At 69.3% G+C, this 20,231-nt stretch carries 17 protein-coding genes and 1 pseudogene; 5 read left to right on the top strand and 13 right to left on the bottom strand.

Annotation, left to right across the window (positions count from 1 at the left end; translation table 11 throughout):
* Both OU415_RS09240 and OU415_RS09235 read right to left on the bottom strand, forming a co-directional pair.
* Positions 1–178: pseudogene (locus OU415_RS09240) on the bottom strand (hydroxymethylglutaryl-CoA lyase); the annotation flags it as partial.
* Positions 178–1,413, bottom strand: a complete 1,236-nt coding sequence (locus OU415_RS09235; protein WP_270948191.1) for a CaiB/BaiF CoA transferase family protein — start codon at positions 1,411–1,413, stop codon at positions 178–180. The gene OU415_RS09235 and the pseudogene OU415_RS09240, both read right to left, overlap by 1 nt.
* 342 nt (positions 1,414–1,755) lie before the next feature.
* Here OU415_RS09235 and OU415_RS09230 point away from each other — a divergent pair, with 342 nt between their 5' ends.
* Both OU415_RS09230 and OU415_RS09225 read left to right on the top strand, forming a co-directional pair.
* Positions 1,756–2,727, top strand: coding sequence for an aldo/keto reductase (locus tag OU415_RS09230; protein WP_270948190.1), 972 nt, complete (start codon positions 1,756–1,758; stop codon positions 2,725–2,727).
* A 117-nt stretch (positions 2,728–2,844) separates the two neighbouring features.
* Positions 2,845–3,648: an aminoglycoside 3'-phosphotransferase gene (locus OU415_RS09225; RefSeq protein WP_270948189.1), complete on the top strand. Its 804-nt coding sequence runs from the start codon at positions 2,845–2,847 to the stop codon at positions 3,646–3,648.
* Between the two features lie 45 nt (positions 3,649–3,693).
* On the opposite strand, the gene OU415_RS09220 is transcribed toward OU415_RS09225, so the two are convergent.
* The 8 genes from OU415_RS09220 to OU415_RS09185 all read right to left on the bottom strand — a co-directional run bounded on the left by OU415_RS09220 (position 3,694) and on the right by OU415_RS09185 (position 11,818).
* Positions 3,694–4,071 carry a Rieske (2Fe-2S) protein gene (locus OU415_RS09220; protein WP_270948188.1) on the bottom strand — a complete coding sequence of 126 codons (378 nt, stop codon included), beginning with the start codon at positions 4,069–4,071 and terminating at the stop codon, positions 3,694–3,696.
* The gene (locus OU415_RS09215; protein ID WP_270948187.1) at positions 4,068–4,358 is read right to left on the bottom strand and encodes a hypothetical protein; all 291 of its coding nucleotides are present in this window, start codon (positions 4,356–4,358) and stop codon (positions 4,068–4,070) included. The genes OU415_RS09220 and OU415_RS09215 overlap by 4 nt, the downstream gene beginning before the upstream one ends.
* Before the next feature lies 1 nt (position 4,359).
* Positions 4,360–5,625 (bottom strand): amidohydrolase family protein, encoded by a 1,266-nt coding sequence (locus OU415_RS09210; protein ID WP_270948186.1) that lies wholly within the window; start codon positions 5,623–5,625, stop codon positions 4,360–4,362.
* 22 nt (positions 5,626–5,647) lie between these two features.
* Complete coding sequence (locus tag OU415_RS09205) at positions 5,648–6,811, bottom strand: ABC transporter ATP-binding protein (RefSeq protein ID WP_270948185.1); 1,164 nt, start codon at positions 6,809–6,811, stop codon at positions 5,648–5,650.
* 46 nt (positions 6,812–6,857) lie between these two features.
* Entirely contained in the window at positions 6,858–7,973 is a 1,116-nt protein-coding gene (locus OU415_RS09200; protein WP_270948184.1) for an ABC transporter substrate-binding protein, read from the bottom strand.
* Positions 7,974–7,989: 16 nt separating this feature from the next.
* A complete protein-coding gene (locus OU415_RS09195; RefSeq protein ID WP_270948183.1) occupies positions 7,990–9,753 on the bottom strand; it encodes an ABC transporter permease in 1,764 nt (587 codons plus the stop codon).
* A gap of 199 nt (positions 9,754–9,952) precedes the next feature.
* Positions 9,953–11,002, bottom strand: coding sequence for a pyridoxal phosphate-dependent aminotransferase (locus tag OU415_RS09190; protein ID WP_270948182.1), 1,050 nt, complete (start codon positions 11,000–11,002; stop codon positions 9,953–9,955).
* Between the two features lie 87 nt (positions 11,003–11,089).
* Positions 11,090–11,818, bottom strand: a complete 729-nt coding sequence (locus OU415_RS09185; protein WP_270948181.1) for a FadR/GntR family transcriptional regulator — start codon at positions 11,816–11,818, stop codon at positions 11,090–11,092.
* A 119-nt stretch (positions 11,819–11,937) separates the two neighbouring features.
* Between OU415_RS09185 and OU415_RS09180 the strand changes: the two genes are divergently transcribed.
* The gene (locus OU415_RS09180) at positions 11,938–13,143 is read left to right on the top strand and encodes a M20 metallopeptidase family protein (RefSeq protein WP_270948180.1); all 1,206 of its coding nucleotides are present in this window, start codon (positions 11,938–11,940) and stop codon (positions 13,141–13,143) included.
* A 15-nt stretch (positions 13,144–13,158) separates the two neighbouring features.
* On the opposite strand, the gene OU415_RS09175 is transcribed toward OU415_RS09180, so the two are convergent.
* Positions 13,159–14,769: a thiamine pyrophosphate-binding protein gene (locus tag OU415_RS09175; protein ID WP_270948179.1), complete on the bottom strand. Its 1,611-nt coding sequence runs from the start codon at positions 14,767–14,769 to the stop codon at positions 13,159–13,161.
* Positions 14,770–14,901: 132 nt separating this feature from the next.
* Here OU415_RS09175 and OU415_RS09170 point away from each other — a divergent pair, with 132 nt between their 5' ends.
* Both OU415_RS09170 and OU415_RS09165 read left to right on the top strand, forming a co-directional pair.
* A complete protein-coding gene (locus OU415_RS09170) occupies positions 14,902–16,065 on the top strand; it encodes a PucR family transcriptional regulator (RefSeq protein ID WP_270948178.1) in 1,164 nt (387 codons plus the stop codon).
* 82 nt (positions 16,066–16,147) lie between these two features.
* The gene (locus tag OU415_RS09165; protein WP_270948177.1) at positions 16,148–17,536 is read left to right on the top strand and encodes an aldehyde dehydrogenase family protein; all 1,389 of its coding nucleotides are present in this window, start codon (positions 16,148–16,150) and stop codon (positions 17,534–17,536) included.
* 53 nt (positions 17,537–17,589) lie between these two features.
* On the opposite strand, the gene OU415_RS09160 is transcribed toward OU415_RS09165, so the two are convergent.
* Together OU415_RS09160 and OU415_RS09155 are read right to left on the bottom strand one after the other, a co-directional pair.
* A complete protein-coding gene (locus OU415_RS09160) occupies positions 17,590–19,239 on the bottom strand; it encodes an FAD-dependent monooxygenase (RefSeq protein ID WP_270948176.1) in 1,650 nt (549 codons plus the stop codon).
* A gap of 10 nt (positions 19,240–19,249) precedes the next feature.
* Positions 19,250–20,227, bottom strand: a complete 978-nt coding sequence (locus tag OU415_RS09155) for a flavin reductase (protein WP_270948175.1) — start codon at positions 20,225–20,227, stop codon at positions 19,250–19,252.
* Positions 20,228–20,231: the final 4 nt, after the last annotated feature.

The raw sequence follows: 20,231 nt of genomic DNA, 5'->3' as shown, positions 1-20,231 counted from the left end.
GAACCCGGACCGGGTTCACGAACGACGCTGCCTCGATCCGGGTGACCCCCGCCGCGACCAGCGCCTCCGCGATCCGGACCCGGTCCTCGACGGCGACCACGACCGGCTCGTCCTGCAGGCCGTCCCGCAGCACGACGTCGGTGATCTCGACCCCGTCGACACTGCCCGGCCCGGTCATCAGACGACGCCTTTCGCGCGCAGCGCCGCGATCCGGTCGGCATCGAGCCCCAGGACGCCGCCCAGCACTTCTCCGGTGTGCTCCCCGAGTTCGGGGCCTGCCCACCGAACGTCACCGGGCGCACCGGGCAATCGGGGGACGACACCGGGGAACCGGATCTCCTCCGGGGCCTCCTCGACGACGACCTTGAGGGGGCGCACCATGCCCCGAGCCTGGAAGTGCGGGTCCTCGGCGATACCCGCGGCGTCGTACACCGGGCCGACCGGAACCCCGGCCGTTCCGAGGACCTCGACGACTTCCGGGGCCGTGCGCCGACGGGTCCAGTCGCTGATCGCAGCGTCGAGCTCGCTCTCGCGCGCGTCGCGGGCGCTGCCATCGGCCAGCGCCGGGTCCTCGCCGAGGTCCGGGCGTCCGACCGCGGCCATCAGCCGGCCGAACACGCCGCTGGAGTTGCCCGCGATCATCACCGACTGCCCGTCGGAGGTCGGGTAGACGCCGCTCGGCACGACACCCGGGAGGTTCCCCGCCGTGCGCCGGCGGATCTCGCCGTACGCGTCCATGTCCGGGACCAGCGACTCCATGGCCATGAACACGGACTCGTAGAGCGCCACATCGGCCACCCTCGGCCCGGCGTGCGGCCGCCCGTGCGCCCTGGCCAGCAGGAGCATCAGCGCGCTGATCGCACCGTAGAGCCCGGCCAGCGCGTCGCCGATCGGAGCCGCGGGCCGTACCGGTGGGCGATCCGGGTGCCCCGTGACCTGCCGCAACCCGGCGAACGCCTCGGCGACCCCGCCGAACCCGGCTCGGTCCCGGTAGGGGCCGGTCTGCCCGTACCCCGAGATCCGGACCAGCACCACGTCCGGGTTCGCCGCGGTGAGCTCCTCCGGACCGAGGCCCCACCGCTCGAGGGTCCCCGGCCGGAAGTTCTCGATCACCACGTCGCAGGAGCGGGCCAGGTCGAGGACCAGCTCGCGCCCCTCGTCGGTCCGCAGGTCCAGCGTGATCGACTTCTTGTTCCGGGCGATCGTCCGGAACATCATCGAGGTGCTGCCCCGGCTGCGCCGCCAGCCCCGCAGCTCGTCACCCGCACCCGGGCGCTCGATCTTGACGACTTCGGCACCGAAGTCCGCGAAGATCCGGCTCGCGAACGGTGCTGCGATGAAGTTCCCGAGTTCCAGCACCCGGAATCCGGACAACGGTGGATCGACCTGCGACGCACTCTTCGGGTGGGTCATCGCCGACTCCCTGAGTTTATCAATATATGAGCATCGCTGCTCAATTAGCGAGAGGGACGCTACAGTCGGCTCCAACACCCGGTCAAGACTTCCCTTGCAAGCCAACGAAAGTCGTTGCTCGATATATGAGAAAGCGCGGGACCTCTGTCCACAACGGATGCTTCGGGCCAACAATGCCGGGCAGGAATCCGCCCGCTCCGGAAAGCGAAGTCCGTTCCCACGTCGGACTGGAATCGCGTCCTGGGGTCGGCTGCGTTCTGCGCAGGATGCGGGCTGAGTTGAACAGCGGTCCTCCGACCGGTAGGTACTGGAGCAGCAAGCAGGACCAGTAGGAGGACGAGCATGCGCTACACCCGACTCGGAACGACCGGCCTGGAGGTCTCGTCGATCTGCGTGGGCTGCATGAGCTTCGGGGAGCCGGATCGCGGCAGCCACACCTGGACCCTTCCGGAGGAGCCCAGCCGCGAGATCATCCGCGCCGCGCTCGACGCGGAAATCAACTTCTTCGACACGGCCAACGTCTACTCGAACGGCTCCAGCGAGGAGATCGTCGGACGTGCTCTGAAGGACTTCGTCCCGCGCGAGGAAGTCGTGATCGCCACCAAGGTGCGCAACCGGATGCGCCCGGGGCCCAACGGCGCCGGGCTGTCGCGCCGGGCGATCCTCGCCGAGATCGACAACAGCCTGCGCCGGCTCGGGACGGACTACGTCGACCTCTACCAGATCCACCGGTGGGACTACGACACGCCCATCGAGGAGACCATGGAGGCGCTGCACGACGTGGTGAAGGCGGGCAAGGCCCGCTACATCGGTGCCTCCTCCATGCACACCTGGCAGTTCGCCAAGGCCCAGTTCACCGCCGAGCGCAACGGCTGGACGCGGTTCGTCACCATGCAGAACCACTACAACCTGCTCTACCGCGAGGAAGAGCGGGAGATGCTGCCGTTCTGCGCGGACCAGGGAGTCGGTTCGATCCCGTGGAGCCCGCTGGCGCGGGGTCGGCTGACCCGCCCCTGGGACGTCTCGACTGCCCGCTCCGAGACCGACGAATTCGGGAAGACCCTGTACCTGGACAGCGATCGGACGATCGTCGAGCGATTGCAGGAGATCTCGGGCAAGCGCGGGGTCCCCGCGGCGCAGCTCGCTCTCGCGTGGCTCCTGCGCAAGCCGGTGGTCTCCGCGCCGATCGTGGGAGCGACCAAGGTGACCCACCTCCAGGACGCGATCGCCGCCGTGGACGTGACGCTCGACGACGAGGAAGCGCAGTACCTGGAAGAGGCCTACGCCCCGCACACCACGGCGGGCTTCGCGTAACCCTTCCTCCGCAGCAGCGCTGCTGGTGCGCCCGTTGCCCACCACACCGCGGGTGGGCAACGGGCGACGCCCAAAATTGGCTGGCCGACCACGGGCGGGTCCGGCAAGAATGAGCGGGTGATCGCCGCAGCACCTCAAGGCCCCGTGGACATCCCGCGCATCGTCACCGAGCTTGCGGCAGGGCGGCCGACGCGGGCCGTTTGGGAGAACGAGCTCGGCGGGCTGACGTTCCAAGTCGGCCTGGGTGACCAGCGGCAGTTCGTGAAGTGGACACCGGCAGGCAGCGGCATCGACCTCGCGGCCGAGGTGGCACGCCTGCGCTGGGCGGCGAAGTTCACCGTGGTGCCGCGCGTGCTCGACCAGGGCGCTGACGAAGCAGGGGCCTGGATCGTCACGCACGGCCTGCCCGGACGCACGGCGGTGGACGACCGCTGGAAGCGCGACCCCGGCACAGCAGTACGCGCGATCGGAGCCGGGCTGCGCGCGCTCCACGACGCGCTGCCCGTCGCGGACTGCCCCTTCGACTGGTCCGCCGAAAAGCGCCTGGAAGCAGTGCGATCACGAGCAGCGGCAGACCGCATCGATCCGGCGGACTGGCATGAAGACCTCCAGCACATCGGCACCGTCGAGCGCGCGCTCGGCGTGCTCACCGACATCCCGCCTGCCGACGAGCTCGTCGTCTGCCACGGCGACGCCTGCGCCCCCAACACCCTGGTCGGAGACGACGGCACGTGCACCGGACACGTCGACCTCGGTGCCCTCGGCGTCGCCGACCGCTGGGCCGACCTCGCCATCGCCACGTGGAGCACGCAGTGGAACTACGGCCCGGGCTGGGAAGACCCGCTGCTCGAGGCCTACGGAATCGCCCCGGACCAGGAACGGATCACGTACTACCGGCTCCTGTGGGAACTCTCGGACTGACCAAGTCGCCGGGGCAGCAAGGTCCCGGGGACGTGCCACCAGTCGTCAGATCGTCACGATGACCTCGTCGTCCTCCACGCGTACCGGGATCGGCCGCAGCCCGACGTCAGGATTCGCCGGATGCCGCCCCGTGAGGACGTCGAATTCGAAGCCGTGCCAAGGGCACACGATGTTGCGGTCGGCCGGGTGGAAGGCGGGTCCGGCGTTCTTGCGGTCCTCGCGCAGCGGCTGGATCGTCCGCGGCATGAGATTTCCCTGGCAAACCGGGCCGCCCTGGTGCGGGCACGCGTTGTGCCATGCCCGCACCTCGCCCGCGTGGAAGTAGACGCCAAGTTCCAGACCGTCCACTTCGACCACGATGCGTTCGCGTTCGCGGAGGTCGGCCAGTCCGGCGACGACGACGTCGCGGTGCGCGGTGCTCATTCCGCCCTCCGGTACCAGATTGCCATGTCGAACAGGTTCACGTCGGCGGCGTCCAGCAGCGCTGTCACCAGAACGACCGTCTCGGTCGCGGTCAGGGCATCCTCGTGGACCGGCCACGCGATCTTGCCCACCCGGTCGGTTTTCGCCGAGAACAGGCGTGCTGCCGCGTAGAGGAGGTCGGCGATGTCCTCATCGGCGACCTCGGCGGCCCGGTCGTGCTCGGTGACATCACGGGTCAGCTCGCCCAGGCGCGCGACCAACGAGGTCAGTTCCGGAGTCGAAGTCATGTCACGAGATCCCGGGGCGTTCCTGGAGCACGCTCTTCGCGGCGGGCTTCCGGCGGTCGGTGGGGAGGTTGAACACGCGGGCGGCGTTGAGCCCGAGGATGTTGCGCTTGGCCTGCTCCGACAAGAACGGCAGGCGCGTGATCGTCGACGGAGCGTCCCAGTCCCAGTGCGGCCAGTCCGACGAGTACAGCAGCTGCGTTTCGGCGTTGAACGCCTTCATCCCCGCTTCCAGGAGCTCCATGCTGGTGCGCTCCATCGGCTGGCTCGTGTACCACATCTCCTTCATGTACTCGCTCGGCAGGCGAGTCAGGCCCGGGGCCTCACTAGGGCGCATCAGCACCTCGTGGTCGAGCCGCTGCATGAGGAACGGGATCCACGCCAATCCGCTCTCCACCCAGACCATCTTGAGGTCCGGGAACCGCTCGGGCATCGCGTTGATGATCCAGTTGGTCACGTGGATCTGGTTGTAGTGCGTGAAGGACAGCGCGTGCATCGACAGGAACCGGTTCAGCTGGGCGAAGGACGGGTCGCCCCAGTGGTAGCCGGAGTGGAACGCCAGCGGTTTGCCGCTCGCTTCGATCAGCCCGTACAGCCTCGTGTACACGTCCGAGTGCACCGGGTTGTTGCGGGTCGAGCACACCGTGTACCCGATGATCCCGTCGTCGCCGGCGTACTTCTCGACGAGTTCCTCGCAGACCTCCGGCGTGTTGTACGGCAGGTACAGCATGCCTTTGAGCCGATCGTCCTGCGGGAGCACGACTTCGGTCAGCCAGCGGTTGAACGCCCGCCCCAGCACGACCTCGATCTCGTCCTGCGGGTGCATGCCCAGCAGCAGCATCGCGCTCGGGAACACGACCTGGTAGTCGAGCCCCATCGCGTCCATGCCGCGCCGCGCCGCGGTGACGAACGGGTGCCCGGACTCGCCGTCCAGCGGCTCCTTGCGGCCCTGGTGCCCGATCCGCCCGCCGACGCTCTGGTGCGACATCCCGGGCTGGATGTTCAGCAGCGCGTTGTTGCCGGCGAACTTGCCGAGCTGATCCATCCCGATGTGGCGCCACACGTCGTTGTCGATGAGTTCGAGGACCTCGCCCCAGAAGTGGTCCTCCGAGACGTGGGCGTCGATGTCGACGATGAAGTAGTCGTCGTACTCCCGCTCCGCCTGCTTGGTCGCGTGGGAGAGGACGTCGCGGGTGTCGGTGCGCCCGCCGATCTCGGCGAGCTCCCGGATCCGCGGCCCGTCGGAACGGGGCGTGGGAAAGTCGGGCACGGATTCATCCCTTCGTCCGGCGTCAGCGGGGCGCGACGACGGCATCGGTCATCGTGGTCAGGTAGTCGTCCGCGGCAGGCGTCGCGCCCTCGCGCACGATCACGACGGCCCGGTCCGGGTTCACCGCGAAGGTGTGCTCCTCACCGGCCGCCGGAACCGCGTCCGCGGACAGCTCCGCCGTCTCGGCGCGCACGCGCATCGGGAGCCCGTCCGACCGGACCAGGAGGTTGACCGCGCTGCCGAGGTAGGTCGTCCGCTCCACGGTGCCGCGGAACTTTCCGGTTCCGGTGCTTCCGGCGGGGCACAGCCGGGCGTGCGCCGCGCGGAACGCGATGTCGGCCCGGTTCCCCACCGACGCTTCGCCGGTCGTGATCCCGGAGAACACGTGCGAGGTGTCGTCGACGCGCACTTCTGCGGTCTTGCCGCGCACCCCGACAACGGTGCCCGGCAGGATGTTCTGGAAGCCCATGAAATCCGCTACGTACGCGGAATTCGGCCGGTCGTACAGAGTGCTGGGCGTGCCGTCCTGCACGATGACGCCCTCGTTCATCACGATGATCCGGTCCGACAGCGTGATCGCTTCCTCCTGGTCGTGCGTCACGTAGACCGAGGTCGTCTCGAACCGGTTGTGCAGGGCTCGCACCTGCTGCCCCATCTGGTACCGCAGCTTGCTGTCCAGATTGGACAGGGGTTCGTCGTAGAAGATGATGCCCGGCCGGGCGGCCAGCGCGCGGGCCAGCGCCACGCGCTGCTGCTGGCCGCCCGACAGGGCGGTGACCGGGCGCTTCCCGAGGTCGGAAAGGCCGACGGCGTCGAGCATCTCCTGCACGCGCTGCGCGCGCTCCCGGCCAGGAATCCGGGCGACCTTGAGCGGGTAGGCGACGTTGTCCGTGACGTTCAGGTGCGGCCAGAGCGCGTAGCTCTGGAACACCATGCCGACCCGCCGCTTGTCCGCGGGTACGAACGTGCGCCGCGCGGTGTCGACCACGATCCGGTCGCCCATGGCGATCCGTCCCGAGGTCGGCCGCTCCAGCCCGGCCAAGCAGCGCAACGTGGTCGTCTTGCCGCAGCCCGAGGGGCCGAGCAACGTCACGAACTGCCCGGACGCGATCGTCAGATCCAGTTCGTGCAGCGCCGCCTTCGCGCCGTACTTCTTGGTGAGTCCGGATACCTGGACCTCGGTCATCGTGATCTGCGCTTTCTCCTCGGCCGCAACGGGAACGACGCCTGCGTCACTTCTTGAACGCCTGGTTGATGAAGTCGAAGTAGGGCTTGTTGAACGCGGGGTCGGGGTTGGAGAACGGCAGCCGCGGAAGCTTGTCCAGCGGCGGCAGGCCGGCCGGGCCGGGCGCGGTCGGCGTCCGGCCGTAGGAGTTGTCCTTCTCCGCCAGCGCCTGCTGGCCCTCCGGGGAGTAGAGCCAGTTGACGTACAGCTGGGCGACCTCGGCGTTCGGCGCGTCCTTGATGAGGCACAGGGCCGACCGGGCCATGAAGTTCCCGCCGTCCTGGAGGGGGAACACCATGTCGATCGGCGCCCCCTTCTTCTTCTGCTGCTCGTAGTAGCCCTGGTACACGGCGATGCCGACCGGGAACCGGCCGCTGGCGACGTCGGTGGGCACCACCGGCTCCGACTGCGAGATCTGCAGGTCCTGGGCCGCCAGTTCCTGGATGTAGGAGCGACCCCACTTCTGCTCGTTCTCGGGCACCATCAGCGAGGTCAGGATGTAGCGGATGCCGCCGGGGACGGTCATGTCGCCGACCGCGATCTTGCCCTTCCACTTCGGGTCGAGCAGATCGTGCCAGGTCTTCGGCGCGTCCTGCTTCTGCACCTGGTCGGTGTTGTACACGAACCCGAAGTAGCGCAGCGCGAAGTAGGTGAGCCTGCCGTCGTTGTCGGTCGGGACCTGGAAGCCGGGTTCGGCGGTGCGCACGTCCGCGGGCGTGCAGATGTTCGGCTTCTCCGCCGCCTGGGGCGATTCGCCGCCGACGTAGATGTCCGCGATGCGGTTGCCGCTCTGCGCCTCGGTGTCGAGCTTGGTGAGGATCTGGGCGTCGGCCTGGTCCTGCGGGAGCAGCTTGATGCCGGGGAAGCGTTTCACGAACACGTCGTTCATGGCCTGGTTCGCGGTCACCCCGGGCCCGTACAGCACGAGCTGGGTGTGCCCGGCAGCGAACGCCTTGTCGTACAGCTCGTTCATGTACTTGTTGGCCTCGGCCGACGCACCGGGCACCTCGACCGGCGTGCTCGACTTGGTCGCGCCCGCCGACGTGCAGGCGGTGAGCGCGGCGAGCAGACCGGCGGTGAGCGCCAGCGCCTGCGTGCGCAGCTTCGTGCGGGAGAACTTCATTGTTCTTCCTCTCGGGTCAGGCGGTGATTCGGGAGAGCGGGCCCGCGGACCGGTCGGAGCGGCCGCGGAGCCGGCCGCCGATCTTGGCGGAGAGCGCGGCGAGCGCGAGGACGGCGAACGCGGCGATCAGGATGATCATGAAAAGCGCCGCGCCCCGGGACATGTCACCGGTGAGGAACTGCTGGAACGCGGTCAGCGACACGGGTTCGAGGCCGGGCGGGGCCAGCAGCATCGGCACGGCGAGGTTCCCGGAGATGAAGAGGGCGGAAAGGAACCACCCGGCGAGGAAGCTCGGGATGACCAGGCGCAGCACGATGGTCACGAGCACGCGTCCCGCGCTCGCGCCGGACATGCGGCCCGCTTCCTCCAGTTCGGGCGACAGCTGGGCCAGCGCACCCTCGGCGATGCGGCTGGAGACCGGGATCGTGGCGACGATGAGCACGAGCGTCATCAGGAACGCCGAGCCGTAGAGCCCGCGGAAGGCGGGAATGTAGAGCACGGCGAACATGTAGGCCAGCCCGAGCACGACGCCGGGAAGCGCCCAGGGGATCCACACGGCGAACGAGGTGTAGCCCCGCAGGAATCCCTTGCGCCGCGCGGTGACGTAGGTCGTGAGCAGTGCGATCGAGATCGAGCCGAAACCACCGATGACCGCGAGCCACGCGGTGAGCGCCAGGCTCGAGCTGAACTGCGGATCGGTGAGCATCGTGACGTAGTTGTCGAGGGTGAAACCGGTGCTGGCGACGCCGAAGATCGGCTGGAGGCTGCCGAGCACCATCGCGAACAGCGGGAGCAGGAAGTTCAGCAGCACGACCACGACGATGAGCGCGGCCAGGAGCCACCGGATCGGGCCCAGCTCCTGCGGATCGCGCCGCGAGGTCTTCCCGGTGAGCGTGGTGAAGCTGCGACCCCGCAGCATCCAGCGCTGGGCGAGGAACAGCAGCAGCACCAGCACGATCAGCACGAGCGAGAGCGCGAACGCCTTGGTGTACTCGGCGGGTGCTTCGTCCCGGACGTAGCGGTAGATCTGCGTCGAGAAGACGTAGATGCCCGCCTGGCGGCCGATCAGCTGCGGTCCGTCGAACGACTGGAACACCAGCACCGCGATGAGCAGGGCAGCGCCGGTGATCGCCGGGCCGACCGACGGCACGGTGATGGTGAAGAACGTGCGCACGGTGCCCGCCCCGCTGATCGCGGCGGCCTCGTCGAGCGACTGGTCCCGGTTCTTGAACGCACCGAGCAGCAGCAGGTAGGCGAACGGCATGTACCCCAGCGAGGTCAGCAGGATCAGCCCGCCCCAGCCCTGGACGTCGATCAGCGGACCGTGCGTGCCGAGCGCCCGGCCGACCTGGTTGAGCAAACCGTTCTGCGCGTTGCCGAGCATGATCCAGCCCAGCGTGTGGAACAGCGGCGGGACGAAGAGGTTGATCACCATGATCGGGGTGAGCAGCCGCCGCCCGGGAACGTTCGTGTTGGCGGCGATCCAGGCGAACAGCCCGCCGCCGGCGACCGAGATGGTGCCGCACACGACGACCAGCACGACCGAGTTCCACAGGGTCTGCCAGGTCTCGGGCGTTTCGAACGCCGCGAGGAGGCCGCCGACGGTGAACGGCATGTCGTCCGACGGCAACCCGTCGCGGAAGGCCCCGAGCACGATCATCGCCACGGGGTAGACGAAGATCAGCGTGAGCCCGGCGAGAAGGGTTGCTTTGAGCACACCGCCGGTGACCGAGCGGCGCAGCGATGCCCGCCGGTCCTGCACGAATAGGCGCTCCGTCACTGCCACACCTCTCCCTGCGAGCGATCGGAGCCCCGCCGCGGGGACAGACCGCTCCGTCTGTCTTGCCTGTGAGCGTAAGAACTCGGGTGTGGCGCCTCTTCGAGCGGCGCTCCGAAGTCCTTCCGGTTTCCTCCGACACGGTGTCGGAGGAAACCCGCGGCCGCACGAGCGGAAAAGCGCGCCGGACCGCAGCGTCGGATCAGAGAAGGGCGGCGAGCACGGCGTCGTTCTCCTCGGGCAGCCCGATCGTCACCCGCGCCCCGCCCGCCTTCGGGAACGGCCGGGCGAGAACGCCGCGCGCTTCGAGCCGGGCCAGCAGGTCCGCAGCATCACCGTGCAGGAAAAGGAAATTCGCTTGACTGGGGACGAAGGAGACGTTTCCGGCCTCGAGCGCGGCCTCGACTCGGGCGCGTTCCGAGACGATGACCGCGGTTCTCTCCTTCGCCACCGCCAATCCGTCCGGTCCCAGTGCCGCGATGACCGCGGCTTCGGCCACGCTGTTGAGCGCGAACCCGACCGAGGTGCGGCGCAGCGCTTCCGCGATGCGCGGCGCGGCCGCGGCGTAGCCGACGCGGATCCCCGCCAAACCGTGCGCTTTGGACAGCGTCCGCAGCAGCACGAGGTTCTCGAACTCGTCGAGCAATCCGACAGTGGCGTCGACCGGTTCGGAAGACACGAACTCGCGGTACGCCTCGTCGACGACGACCAGGACGCTCGGCGGGACTCGCCGCAGGAAGTCCCGGATGTCCTCGACGCCGCGCATCCCACCCGTCGGGTTGTTGGGATTGCAGAGGTAGACGATGCGGGTTTCCGGGCCGACCGCGGCGAGCATCGCGTCGAGGTCCATCGCGCCGTTCCCGTCGAGACCGACCTCTGTGGACTCCGCGCCGGCCAGCGACAGCGCGGCCGCATATGCCTCGAAGGACGGTGCGGGGCGAACGCCGTGCACTCCTGGTTCGCACACGAGCCGGGCGAGTGCGTGCAGCAGGGTGCCGGAGCCGTTGTCGATCGCGATCCGCCCGGGGTCGAGCCCCATCGCCCCGGCGACCGCGGCGCGCGCCGCGGAACGGTGGTAATCGGGGTAGCGGTGGGCGTTCCGGACCGCCTCGGTCATCGCGGCGACGATCACGTCCGCGGGCGCCCACGGCATTTCGTTCTGCGACAGGCGTATCGGGGGAAGTGCGCCGCGGGCCGAGCGATCGGGGGCGGCGAGTACGCGGTCGACCACACTGCGGAGCTCCAGCAGCATGCATCCTCCTCGAGCCGGAGATTAGCTGTAATGAATATACACAATTTTGAGCGCGCGTACATCCACGAATTTCTCCGGCTCGAGGAGTCAGGAGGGCCGGGAGGCCACCACCAGGCGGCGATGCCGCGAGATCGCCGAGTCCGCGAGTTCGTGGTCCCGGCTGGCGACCGCCTCGGCGAAATCGAGGTGGGTCCGCAGCCGCTCCTGGGTGGTCGGCGCGGTGACGCCTTCGAGCCCCGCCGCGATGATGTAGTCGACCAGGTTCGTGTACAGGCTGCGCAACAGCTCGTTCGGCGACACCTGGGCGATCCGCGCGTGCAGCGCCCAGATAGCGGTCGGCGCCTCGGCGGAATTCCACGCCGCCTGCAGCGTCTCAGCGCACGCGGCGATCTCGGCGATGTCCTCGTCGTTCGCGTTCTCGACCGCGTCGTGCAGCACCGAACCGTCGAGCGCGTCGAGGACGCGGAGGCAGTTCTCCACGGTCGCCTTCCCCTCGCGCAGTTGCAGCAGCTGATCGCTGAGGTGCATGAACGGCGAGCGCGTCGCGACGAAGATTCCGCCACCCGGACCGGGTTTCGCGTCGACGATCCCGCGGGCGCGCAGCAGCTGGATCGCCTCGCTCAGCGTCGCCGGCGCAACCCCGAAGCGTGCCATCAGCTCTTGGCGGCGCCCGATGAAGTGCCCGGCGCTCCAGCCCTCCGAGATGATCTCGTCCTCGAGCGCGCGGGCGACCTGGACGGCGGCGACGGTGTTCGTGATCTGCGGCAAGAAGTCCTCCGAAGTGCTCGTTCCGGTGACGTCGCCAACGCGGGTCACGCGTAGTAACAGATTAGAGGCGGACCGGAGCCCCGCACACTCGGGATCATCTATATTGATTGTAGTCATTAGCCAGGTGTGTCTCCAGCGCGGCGCGCACCCGTGTCGAAGGAGCCCCGATGCCGGTGTCCGCCCCGATCCTCGCCGACGCCGCCGCGCTGCTGCCCGACCTGATCGCCTTCCGCCGAGCCCTGCACGCCCATCCCGAAGCCGGGTTCGCCCTCCCCCGCACTCAGCGCGCCGTCCTGACCGCGCTGGACGGGCTCGATCTCGAAGTGACGCCCGGCCCGCACGACTTCACGTCGATCGTCGCAGTGCTTCGCGGCGTGCGTCCCGGACCGTCCGTCGTGCTGCGAGCCGACATGGACGCGCTGCGCGTCACGGAGGAGACCGGGTTGCCGTTCGCTTCGCAGGAGCGCGGCTTGATGCACGCCTGCGGGCACGACCTGCACACGGCTGCGCTCGTCGGCGCGGCGAAGCTGCTCAGCGCGCGCCGTGCGGAAATCGAGGGCTCGGTGGTGTTCATGTTCGAGCCCGGCGAGGAAGCGGGCGGGGGCGCGCGGCGGATGATCGAGGAGGGCGTGCTCTCGGCAGCAGGAGAACGCGCCGAGGCGGCGTACGGCATCCACGTCCTGCCCGGCCGGGCAGGCGTGTTCTCGACCCGCCCCGGAGCGGTCATGGCCGGAGCCAGCAGCTTGACCGTGCGCGTGCTCGGGCGAAGCGGCCACGGGTCGCGTCCGCACCAGGCGGTGGATCCGGTTCCCGCTGCGGCGCAGATCATCTCGGCACTGCACACCTACGTCACCCGGCGGTTCCCGGTGTTCGACCCGGTCGTGCTGTCGGTGACCAAGATGCAGGCGAGCGAGATCATCAACGCGATCCCCGACGAAGCGACGCTCGGGGCGACGATTCGCGCGCTTTCCCGGGACAGCGTTGAGATCCTCTCCCGGGAGCTGCCATCGCTCGCGGACGGGATCGCCTCGGCGTTCGGTTGCCGTGCGGAATCCGAGATCCGGTCGGTCTATCCCGTCACGGAGAACGATCCGAAGACCGCCGCGCGCGCTTTGAACGTCCTCGGCGATCTGTTCGGCGCAGATCGCGCGCTCGCTCTTGAGCATCCGGTGATGGCGTCGGAGAGCTTTTCCGCTGTGCTGAACGAAGTTCCCGGTGCCTTCGTCTTCCTCGGCGCCACCCCGGACGGGATCGACCCCGACATGGCGGAGATGAACCACTCGCCGCGTGCGCTGTTCGACGACAGCGTGCTCGGTGACCAGGCGGCGTCGCTGGCGTCGCTCGCGCTGAGCCACGTCGGCGCCGCCGCCTGACCGAGCCGGTCCGCCTCAGTGCCTTTCGTGGATCAGCGGCCACGGGGACGGGAACACGTCGACCGGCACCTTCACGATCGCCGGGCGGCGGGCCGCGATCGCTGCCGCCACGTGCTTCTCGACGGCTTCGGCGTCTTCGGCGAGCGCGAAGTCCAGCCCGAAAGACTGCGCGAGGACGCCGAAATCGGGATTGGTCAGGTCTGAGCCGATGAACCGGCCGCCGTAGGTGTCGCGCTGGATGCGCCACACGTTGCCGAACCGGGAGTCCTCGAACAGCACCGTCACCAGCGGGATGCCGTACTTCTTGGCCGTCGCGAACTCCTGCATCGACCAGCCGATGCCGCCGTCACCGGTCACCGCCACGACCGGGCGGCCGCCCGCACCCACCGCAGCGCCGAGGGCGGTCGGCATCGCGTAGCCGAGCGTGCCCTGGTATCCGGGCCACACGTAGGACCTCGGCGCCTGCACCGGAAAGCCGTACGTCGACACGTATCCGATCTGCGTCAGCTCGTTGACGTAGATCCCGTCTTCGGGCAGTGCCGCGCGGATCGCGTCGACGAATTCCATCTGCGGAGCGGCCTGTTCCCGGATGCGGGCATCGCAGTCCTCGCGGAGCCTGCGCAGCTCGTCGCCCCAGGTCGAGCGAGGCACGAGCCGCTCGACCAGTGCCGCCAGCACGGTCACCGCGTCGGCGTTGACCGCGAGGTCCGGGCGACGCGGCGGGCGGAGGTCGGCCGCGTCGATGTTGACCAGCGCGAGCCGCGCGTCGCCGATGTTCAGCTGCTGCCCGAACGGAGTCAGGAACCGGCTGCCGAACGAGATCACGAGATCCGCAGCGGCCCGCAGCTCCCACAACGCGAACGCGGGCAGCGCGTGCGGATCCCGCGCGTCGATCGCACCGCGTCCGTTCTCGCTCATGACCACGGGAGCGTCGAGCAGTTCGGCCAGCCGCGCCAGGAGTTCGAACGCACGCGGGTCCCGCATCCCGCCCCCGACGTGGATCACCGGCCGGCTGCTCGCCGCCAGCAATCGCGCGAGTTCGGCGACTTCCCCCTCCGGGGCTTCCGGCTGCTGGACCGCGAACGGCTCGCCCGGATCGAGGTCGGCCACTGCGTGCAGCAGATCAGGACCCAGTTCGAGCGCGACCGGACGCGGCCGCCCGGTGCGCATCTGCCGGAACCCCTCGTGCACCAGATCCGGGATTTCCTCGACCCGCGTCGGCCGCGCGGACCACTTCGTCAGCCCCTCGACGGTGTCGGTCTGCCGCGGGATCTCGTGCAGCGCACCGAGTCCCGAGCCGACGAGCGGCGACGGAATGGTCCCGGCCAGCAGCATCACCTGCGACGAGCACGCGTAGGCCGTCGCCATTCCCGCGCCGGCGTTCAGGACACCCGGCCCGGGCACGACCATCGCAACCCCAGGCCGCCCGGACGCGCGGTAGTAGCCGTCGGCCATGTAGCTGGTGGCCTGCTCGTGCCGCGGCACGAGCAGCTCCAGCTCCTCCCGCACGCGGTACACGCCGTCGGTGAGCCCGTCCAGCTGGACCCCGGGAATGCCGAAAACCGTGTCGACGCCCTCGCTGATGAGCGCCCTGGCGAGCGCGTCACCGCCTGTCATCTGAGCCATGCGGATCCCTCTCGTCAAATGTCTATAATGAATATAAGCAAAGCTCGAGCGGACTGGCAACGGGCGGCGGATCACCGCGGAGCCGACCTGCGCTCGGCCGCGCGAGCACCGCGGCCATCGGAAAGGCGGGCGATGAATCTCGAAGGACAGGTCCAGGCCTACGCCGACCGGCTCGGCCGGCCCATCATCGTGTTCGACGTCGATTTCACGGTGATCGCGTTCAGCGTGCACGACCAGGACGTCGATCACGCGCGGCTGGCGATAATCTTGTCCCACAAAGGATCTTCGCGGGCCCGGGAGTCCATCCGGGACTACCGGGTGAGCCGAGCGCAGGGCCCGGTCCGCATCCCGCCGCTCGACGGCGGCCAGTCCCGCCTGGTCGCACCGGTCCGGCACGAGGGACGGCTCGTCGGCTACCTCTCCTCGACGATCCCCGAGGACGACGAATCCGCCTACGAGGACGACGACGAGCTCCGCGAACGCCGGGCCCAGATCGGACTGCTGCTGGCTGCCATGGCGCTCGGCAACCGCGAAGACGAGGATCGCGCGCTGCGACTGCTCACCGGACTCCTGGAGGGCAACGGCGACCAGCGCGTCCGAGCGGCCGACGAACTGCTCGCGAGCGGCCTGCTCTCCCCGGTCCCGCACTACACGGTCATCTCGATCGCCTCCCCGCCCCGAGCCGAACCCAGTTCGGCAACACTCCGGCTGGTGCTGGACCGGGCGCTGTCGACCATCCCCGGCTTCCCCACCCTGAAGGCGGTCGGCGCGGTGCTCGGCGGCGAAGCGGTACTGCTCGTGCCGTACGAGGTCGACACCGAGCGGTTGTCGACCCTCCTTGCGCAGCCCGCCTTTTCCGGTCTGCACGCCGGAGTCGGCGGAGCGCACGCGCCGCTGTCCCGCGCGTACCGGTCGCAGCGGGAAGCCCGGATCGCCCTGCGCGGCGGCATCACCGATCCCGGGTGCGACCGCGTGGCCCACTGGTCGAACCTGGGACTGGACCGGCTGCTGCTGCAACTCCCGCTCGAGGACCTCGGCGCCGCGGATCTCCCCGACGCCGTTCGGCTGCTGCTCGACGCGCAGTCCGGGCCCGATCTCGCGCACACCCTGGAGACGTACCTCGACTGCGGCTGCGACGCGCAACGGACGGCTCAAGCGCTCCACATCCACCGCAGCACCCTCTACTACCGGTTGGACCGGGTGCGCGCGGTCGCCGATGTCGACCTCTCCGACGGAAAGGTGCGGCGGGAACTCCACACCGGGCTGCGCGTGGCAACCCTCGCGCGCCTGCGCTGAACCGCGGCCGCGGAATTCGGTGGTGGCCCCGTCGCCCGTAATTCACTATATTCAATGTAGTCTTTTACCGAAGGGGCCCCTCATGAACTCACTGCTGACCACCGTCTCGGTTCCGGAGGGCCGCGGGCGGCCGATCCTGGACGCCGCGACGCGCGAAGTCATCGGCCACGCACCCGTCCACACGGTCGACGAGCTGGACGCCGCGATCTCCGCTGCCGCTGCCGCACAACCCGGCTGGGCCGCTTCGGGACACGCCGAACGGTCGCGGCTCCTGCACGTCATCGCCGACGACATCGACGCGCACGCCGAAGAACTCGGCGAGATCATCACCCACGAGCAGGGCAAAGCCGGTGGTGCCGGTGAAGCCCACGCCGCTGCGCACTGGCTGCGGGCCGCGGCGGACGCGGTGCTGGAACCGCAGGTGCTGGAGGACGATGGCACGTCGCGCGCGGAGCTGCACTACGTCCCGCTCGGTGTGGTCGCGTCCATCGGCCCGTGGAACTTCCCCGTGATGATCGCCGTGTGGCACCTCGCCCCGGCGCTGCGGATGGGGAACGCGGTGGTGCTCAAGCCTTCCGAGAACACCCCGCTGAGCGTGCTCGCCCTCGCCGAGATCTTCCGCCGGCACCTCCCCGCGGACGTGCTCACCGCGATTTCCGGGGATCGCGAGGTCGGTGCCGCGCTGGCCGCACACCCCCGGATCGCCAAGATCGTGTTCACCGGGTCGACCGCGACCGGGCGGCGGATCGTCGAAAGCTCGGCGGGCAACCTCGCCCGCCTCACCCTGGAACTCGGCGGGAACGACGCCGCGATCGTGCTGCCCGGCACCGACGTGGACGCCGTCGCGGACAAGCTCTTCTGGGCGGCTTTCATGAACACCGGCCAGGTGTGCGCGGCGCTCAAGCGGCTGTACGTGCACGAATCGATCTACGCCGACGTCGTGTCGGCGTTGGCCGAACGCGCCGAGAAAGCACCCATGGGACCGGGTAGCGACAAGGCGAACCGGCTCGGACCGGTGCAGAACCCCGCGCAGTTCGAGATCGTGTCCCAGCTGGTGGAGGACGCCCGGAAACGCGGCGCCCGCATCGTCACCGGAGGCGAGCCGGCGGCGGAACTGGGTCCGCTGTTCTACCGGTCGACGATCATCGCCGACGTCGAGGACGGCGCCCCCGTGGTCGACGAGGAGCAGTTCGGCCCGGTGCTGCCGGTGATCCGGTACTCCGAGGTGGACGACGCGGTGCGCCGGGCCAACAGCACCGACCAGGGCTTGGGCGCCTCGGTGTGGGGACCCGATCCCGACGAAGCGGAGGTGGTGGCGCAGCGGCTGGAGGCCGGCACCGTGTGGATCAACCAGCACGGCGGGGTCGATCCGGCGATTCCGTTCGGCGGGACGAAGTCCTCGGGCTACGGGCTGGAGTTCGGCGTCGAAGGGCTGAAAGCCATGGCTGCCACCAAAATCATCCGCCGCTGAGCAGCAGGAAGGGCGGGGCCGCTCCCCAGGAGGCCCCGCCCTTCCGCTGCCGATCACCCGGCGTTCGCGCCGCGCAGCTGCTCCCACAGCTGCGCGGCCTCCTCCCGATCCGGTGCACCACCCCGCCAGACCACCGTCTGGTCCTGGCGAACCAAGGTGATCGGGTGCCGGTACTCCCCCGGCGCCACATCCACCTCGACGACGCCGAACGGGATTCCTCGGCGTTCCGCCTCCTCGGTCAGCACGGCAACGTCTGCACCGAGCCTGACGACAGCGGTGTATCCGGGCGAGAGGTGGTCGTAGAGCGAAGATCCGTCGGCCAAGGTGAAGTGCGGTGCGCGACAACCCGGCACAGTGGACGGAACGTAAGTGCCCATCGTGTAGCCGGGAGCGTCCTCGCCGTCGTAGGCGATGATCGGGGAGCCGTGGTAGGCGTACCCGTAGTTCAGCCCGGCAGCGGCGAACTGCGGCTCGTTGAGCTCGCGCACCGCGGCACCGAAGGATCGACGCGCTGCCTCCCCTTCCGGGGTGTCGTCTTCGAGCGCTCCGGGGAGTCCCGGCCGCGCGAGCTTCCGCTGGTGGTCCATCGCGAAGTGCGACACCTGCTCGGTGATCGGCCGCCGCTCGGCTTCGTAGGCGTCCAGAATCCCTTCCTCGGCCCAGCCGCCCAGATGAGCGCCGAGCAGCCAGGTCAGGTCGAGCACATCCGCGATACCGGCGTTCATCCCGAAACCCGCGAACGGAACCCACAGGTGGGAGGCGTCGCCCGCGAGGAACACCCGGCGGTCCCGAAAGCGGTCGGCCAGCAGGCGACGCGCGACCCAGTCCTCCTTCGAGACGACGTCGTACTCGAACGCCTCGTCCACCCCGAGGATCGCGCGGATCGCCGCGTCGCGGTCGACCGAGCCTTCGGTCTCGGCTTCCTCGGGTGACAGGTAGGTGTGCACGAGGAACGTCTCGGTGCCGTCGATCGCATACACGTGGCCGACGCGCCGGGCGTTGAACGTGTAGTAGCCCCACGCGCGCGGCTCGTAGGCCGACATCAACGAGTACAGCTTCGGCGCGCGGATGCAGGTGGACTGCACGTGCTGGAGCACCGGATCACCGCTGAGCTTCGCGCCGATCTGCTTGCGCACCGCCGAGCGGCCGCCATCCGCCCCGATGAAGTACCGGGCGCGCAGCGTGCGTTCGCCCGAACCGTCCACATCGGACACGATTGCCGAAACCGATGACGCATCCTGCTCATGCGAAAGGAACCGAGTCCGGTTGAGCAGCGTCACGCCGGGCGCGGCCGCGGCACGTCGGGCGAGGATCGGTTCCAGGAAGGTCTGGTTGATCCGGTGCGGCGGCTCCGGCGTCGCCCAGCTCGTGTCGGGGCCGATGCGGGAGGTGTACCGCACCCCGCTCGCCGGGATCGGGATGCGCGACAGCTCCCGGCCGGTCAACGAGGTCCGGAACGCGACGTCCTGCGGGTAGTCGTGCGGGAGTCCGGCCGCGCGCACCTCGGCGGCGATCCCGAGCCTGCGGAAGCTCTCCATGGTGCGCGAGGCGACGTGGTTGCACTTGACGTTCGGCGGTTCGAGGAATTCCCGTTCCTCCACGACGATCGCCGAGACACCCCGGCTGCTCAGATCCAGCGCGGCGACGAGGCCGACCGGCCCGGCGCCGATGATGAGGACGTCCGCGTCCGTGGTCTGCGTCATGTCACTCCGTTCAGCAGTGCATCCCCTGCGCGACGACGCCGAGGTGCTCGGTCATCAGCCGGCGGGCGGCGGTCTCGTCGCGGCCCTCGATCGCTTCGAGGATGCGCCGATGCGCGCCCACCGCCCTGGTCGCTCGCTCGGCGTTGGTGTGCACGGCGTACGCGCTTTCCCGCGGGCGGTTGAGCGCGCCCACCGACGCGGCGATCGCCGGGTTCCCGCTGAGCAGCCCCAGCCGGGCGTGGAATTCCAGCGACAGCGGGTTGTACCGGCCTGCGTCCTGCACGTGCTTTTCCGACTCCTCGACCAGCGCTCGCAACTGCGCCACCTGGGCGTCGGTGGCCTCGCGAGCGGCGAGCGCGGCGGCGGCGGGTTCGACCGCGTGCTGCGCTTCCAGGAGCTGCTCGGTCCGCATGCCGTGCAGGTGCAGCTGGACCGAAAGCGAGTCCGAGATCCGGCCGATGTCCGCCTCGACAGCCCGATCTTCCTCCTCCACGCTGAGTTCGCGGTATTCGCCCGACCAGTACAGCAACGGCTGCCCGGTTCCACCGCCCGCCGAGACGACTTCCCCGACCAGGATGATGTGGTCGCCGCCGCCCAGCATCGTGTGCACGGTGCAGTCGAACCAGCTCAGCGCGCCGGTGACGACCGGCGCTCCGGTGGCCTCGGTGCGCGTCTCGACCTCGTCGAACCGCTCCTTGCTCCGGCCGCGTCCCCGGCGGGCAAAGCAGGCGGACACCTGCTGCTGGTGGCGGCCGAGCACGTTGATCGCGAAGACCCCGCTCGCCCGGATCTCGTCGAGGATCGGGCTGTGCACGTTGATCGAGACGGTCACCAGAAGCGGGTTCAACGACAGGGAGACGAACGATGTCGCCGTGATTCCGTAGAGGTGCCCGTCCAGTGCCGTTGTCACGACGGTGACGCCGGAGGCGAACCTTCCGGCCGCCTGGCGGAAGCTGTCGATTCGCCGCTGCTCCTCATCGGCAGTCATGGGT

Source organism: Saccharopolyspora oryzae, from assembly GCF_027853915.1.
In the GTDB taxonomy this organism is placed as follows: domain Bacteria; phylum Actinomycetota; class Actinomycetes; order Mycobacteriales; family Pseudonocardiaceae; genus Saccharopolyspora; species Saccharopolyspora oryzae.
Note: the sequence above shows the minus strand (reverse complement) of the source record. Positions and strands in the feature narration are given on the sequence as shown.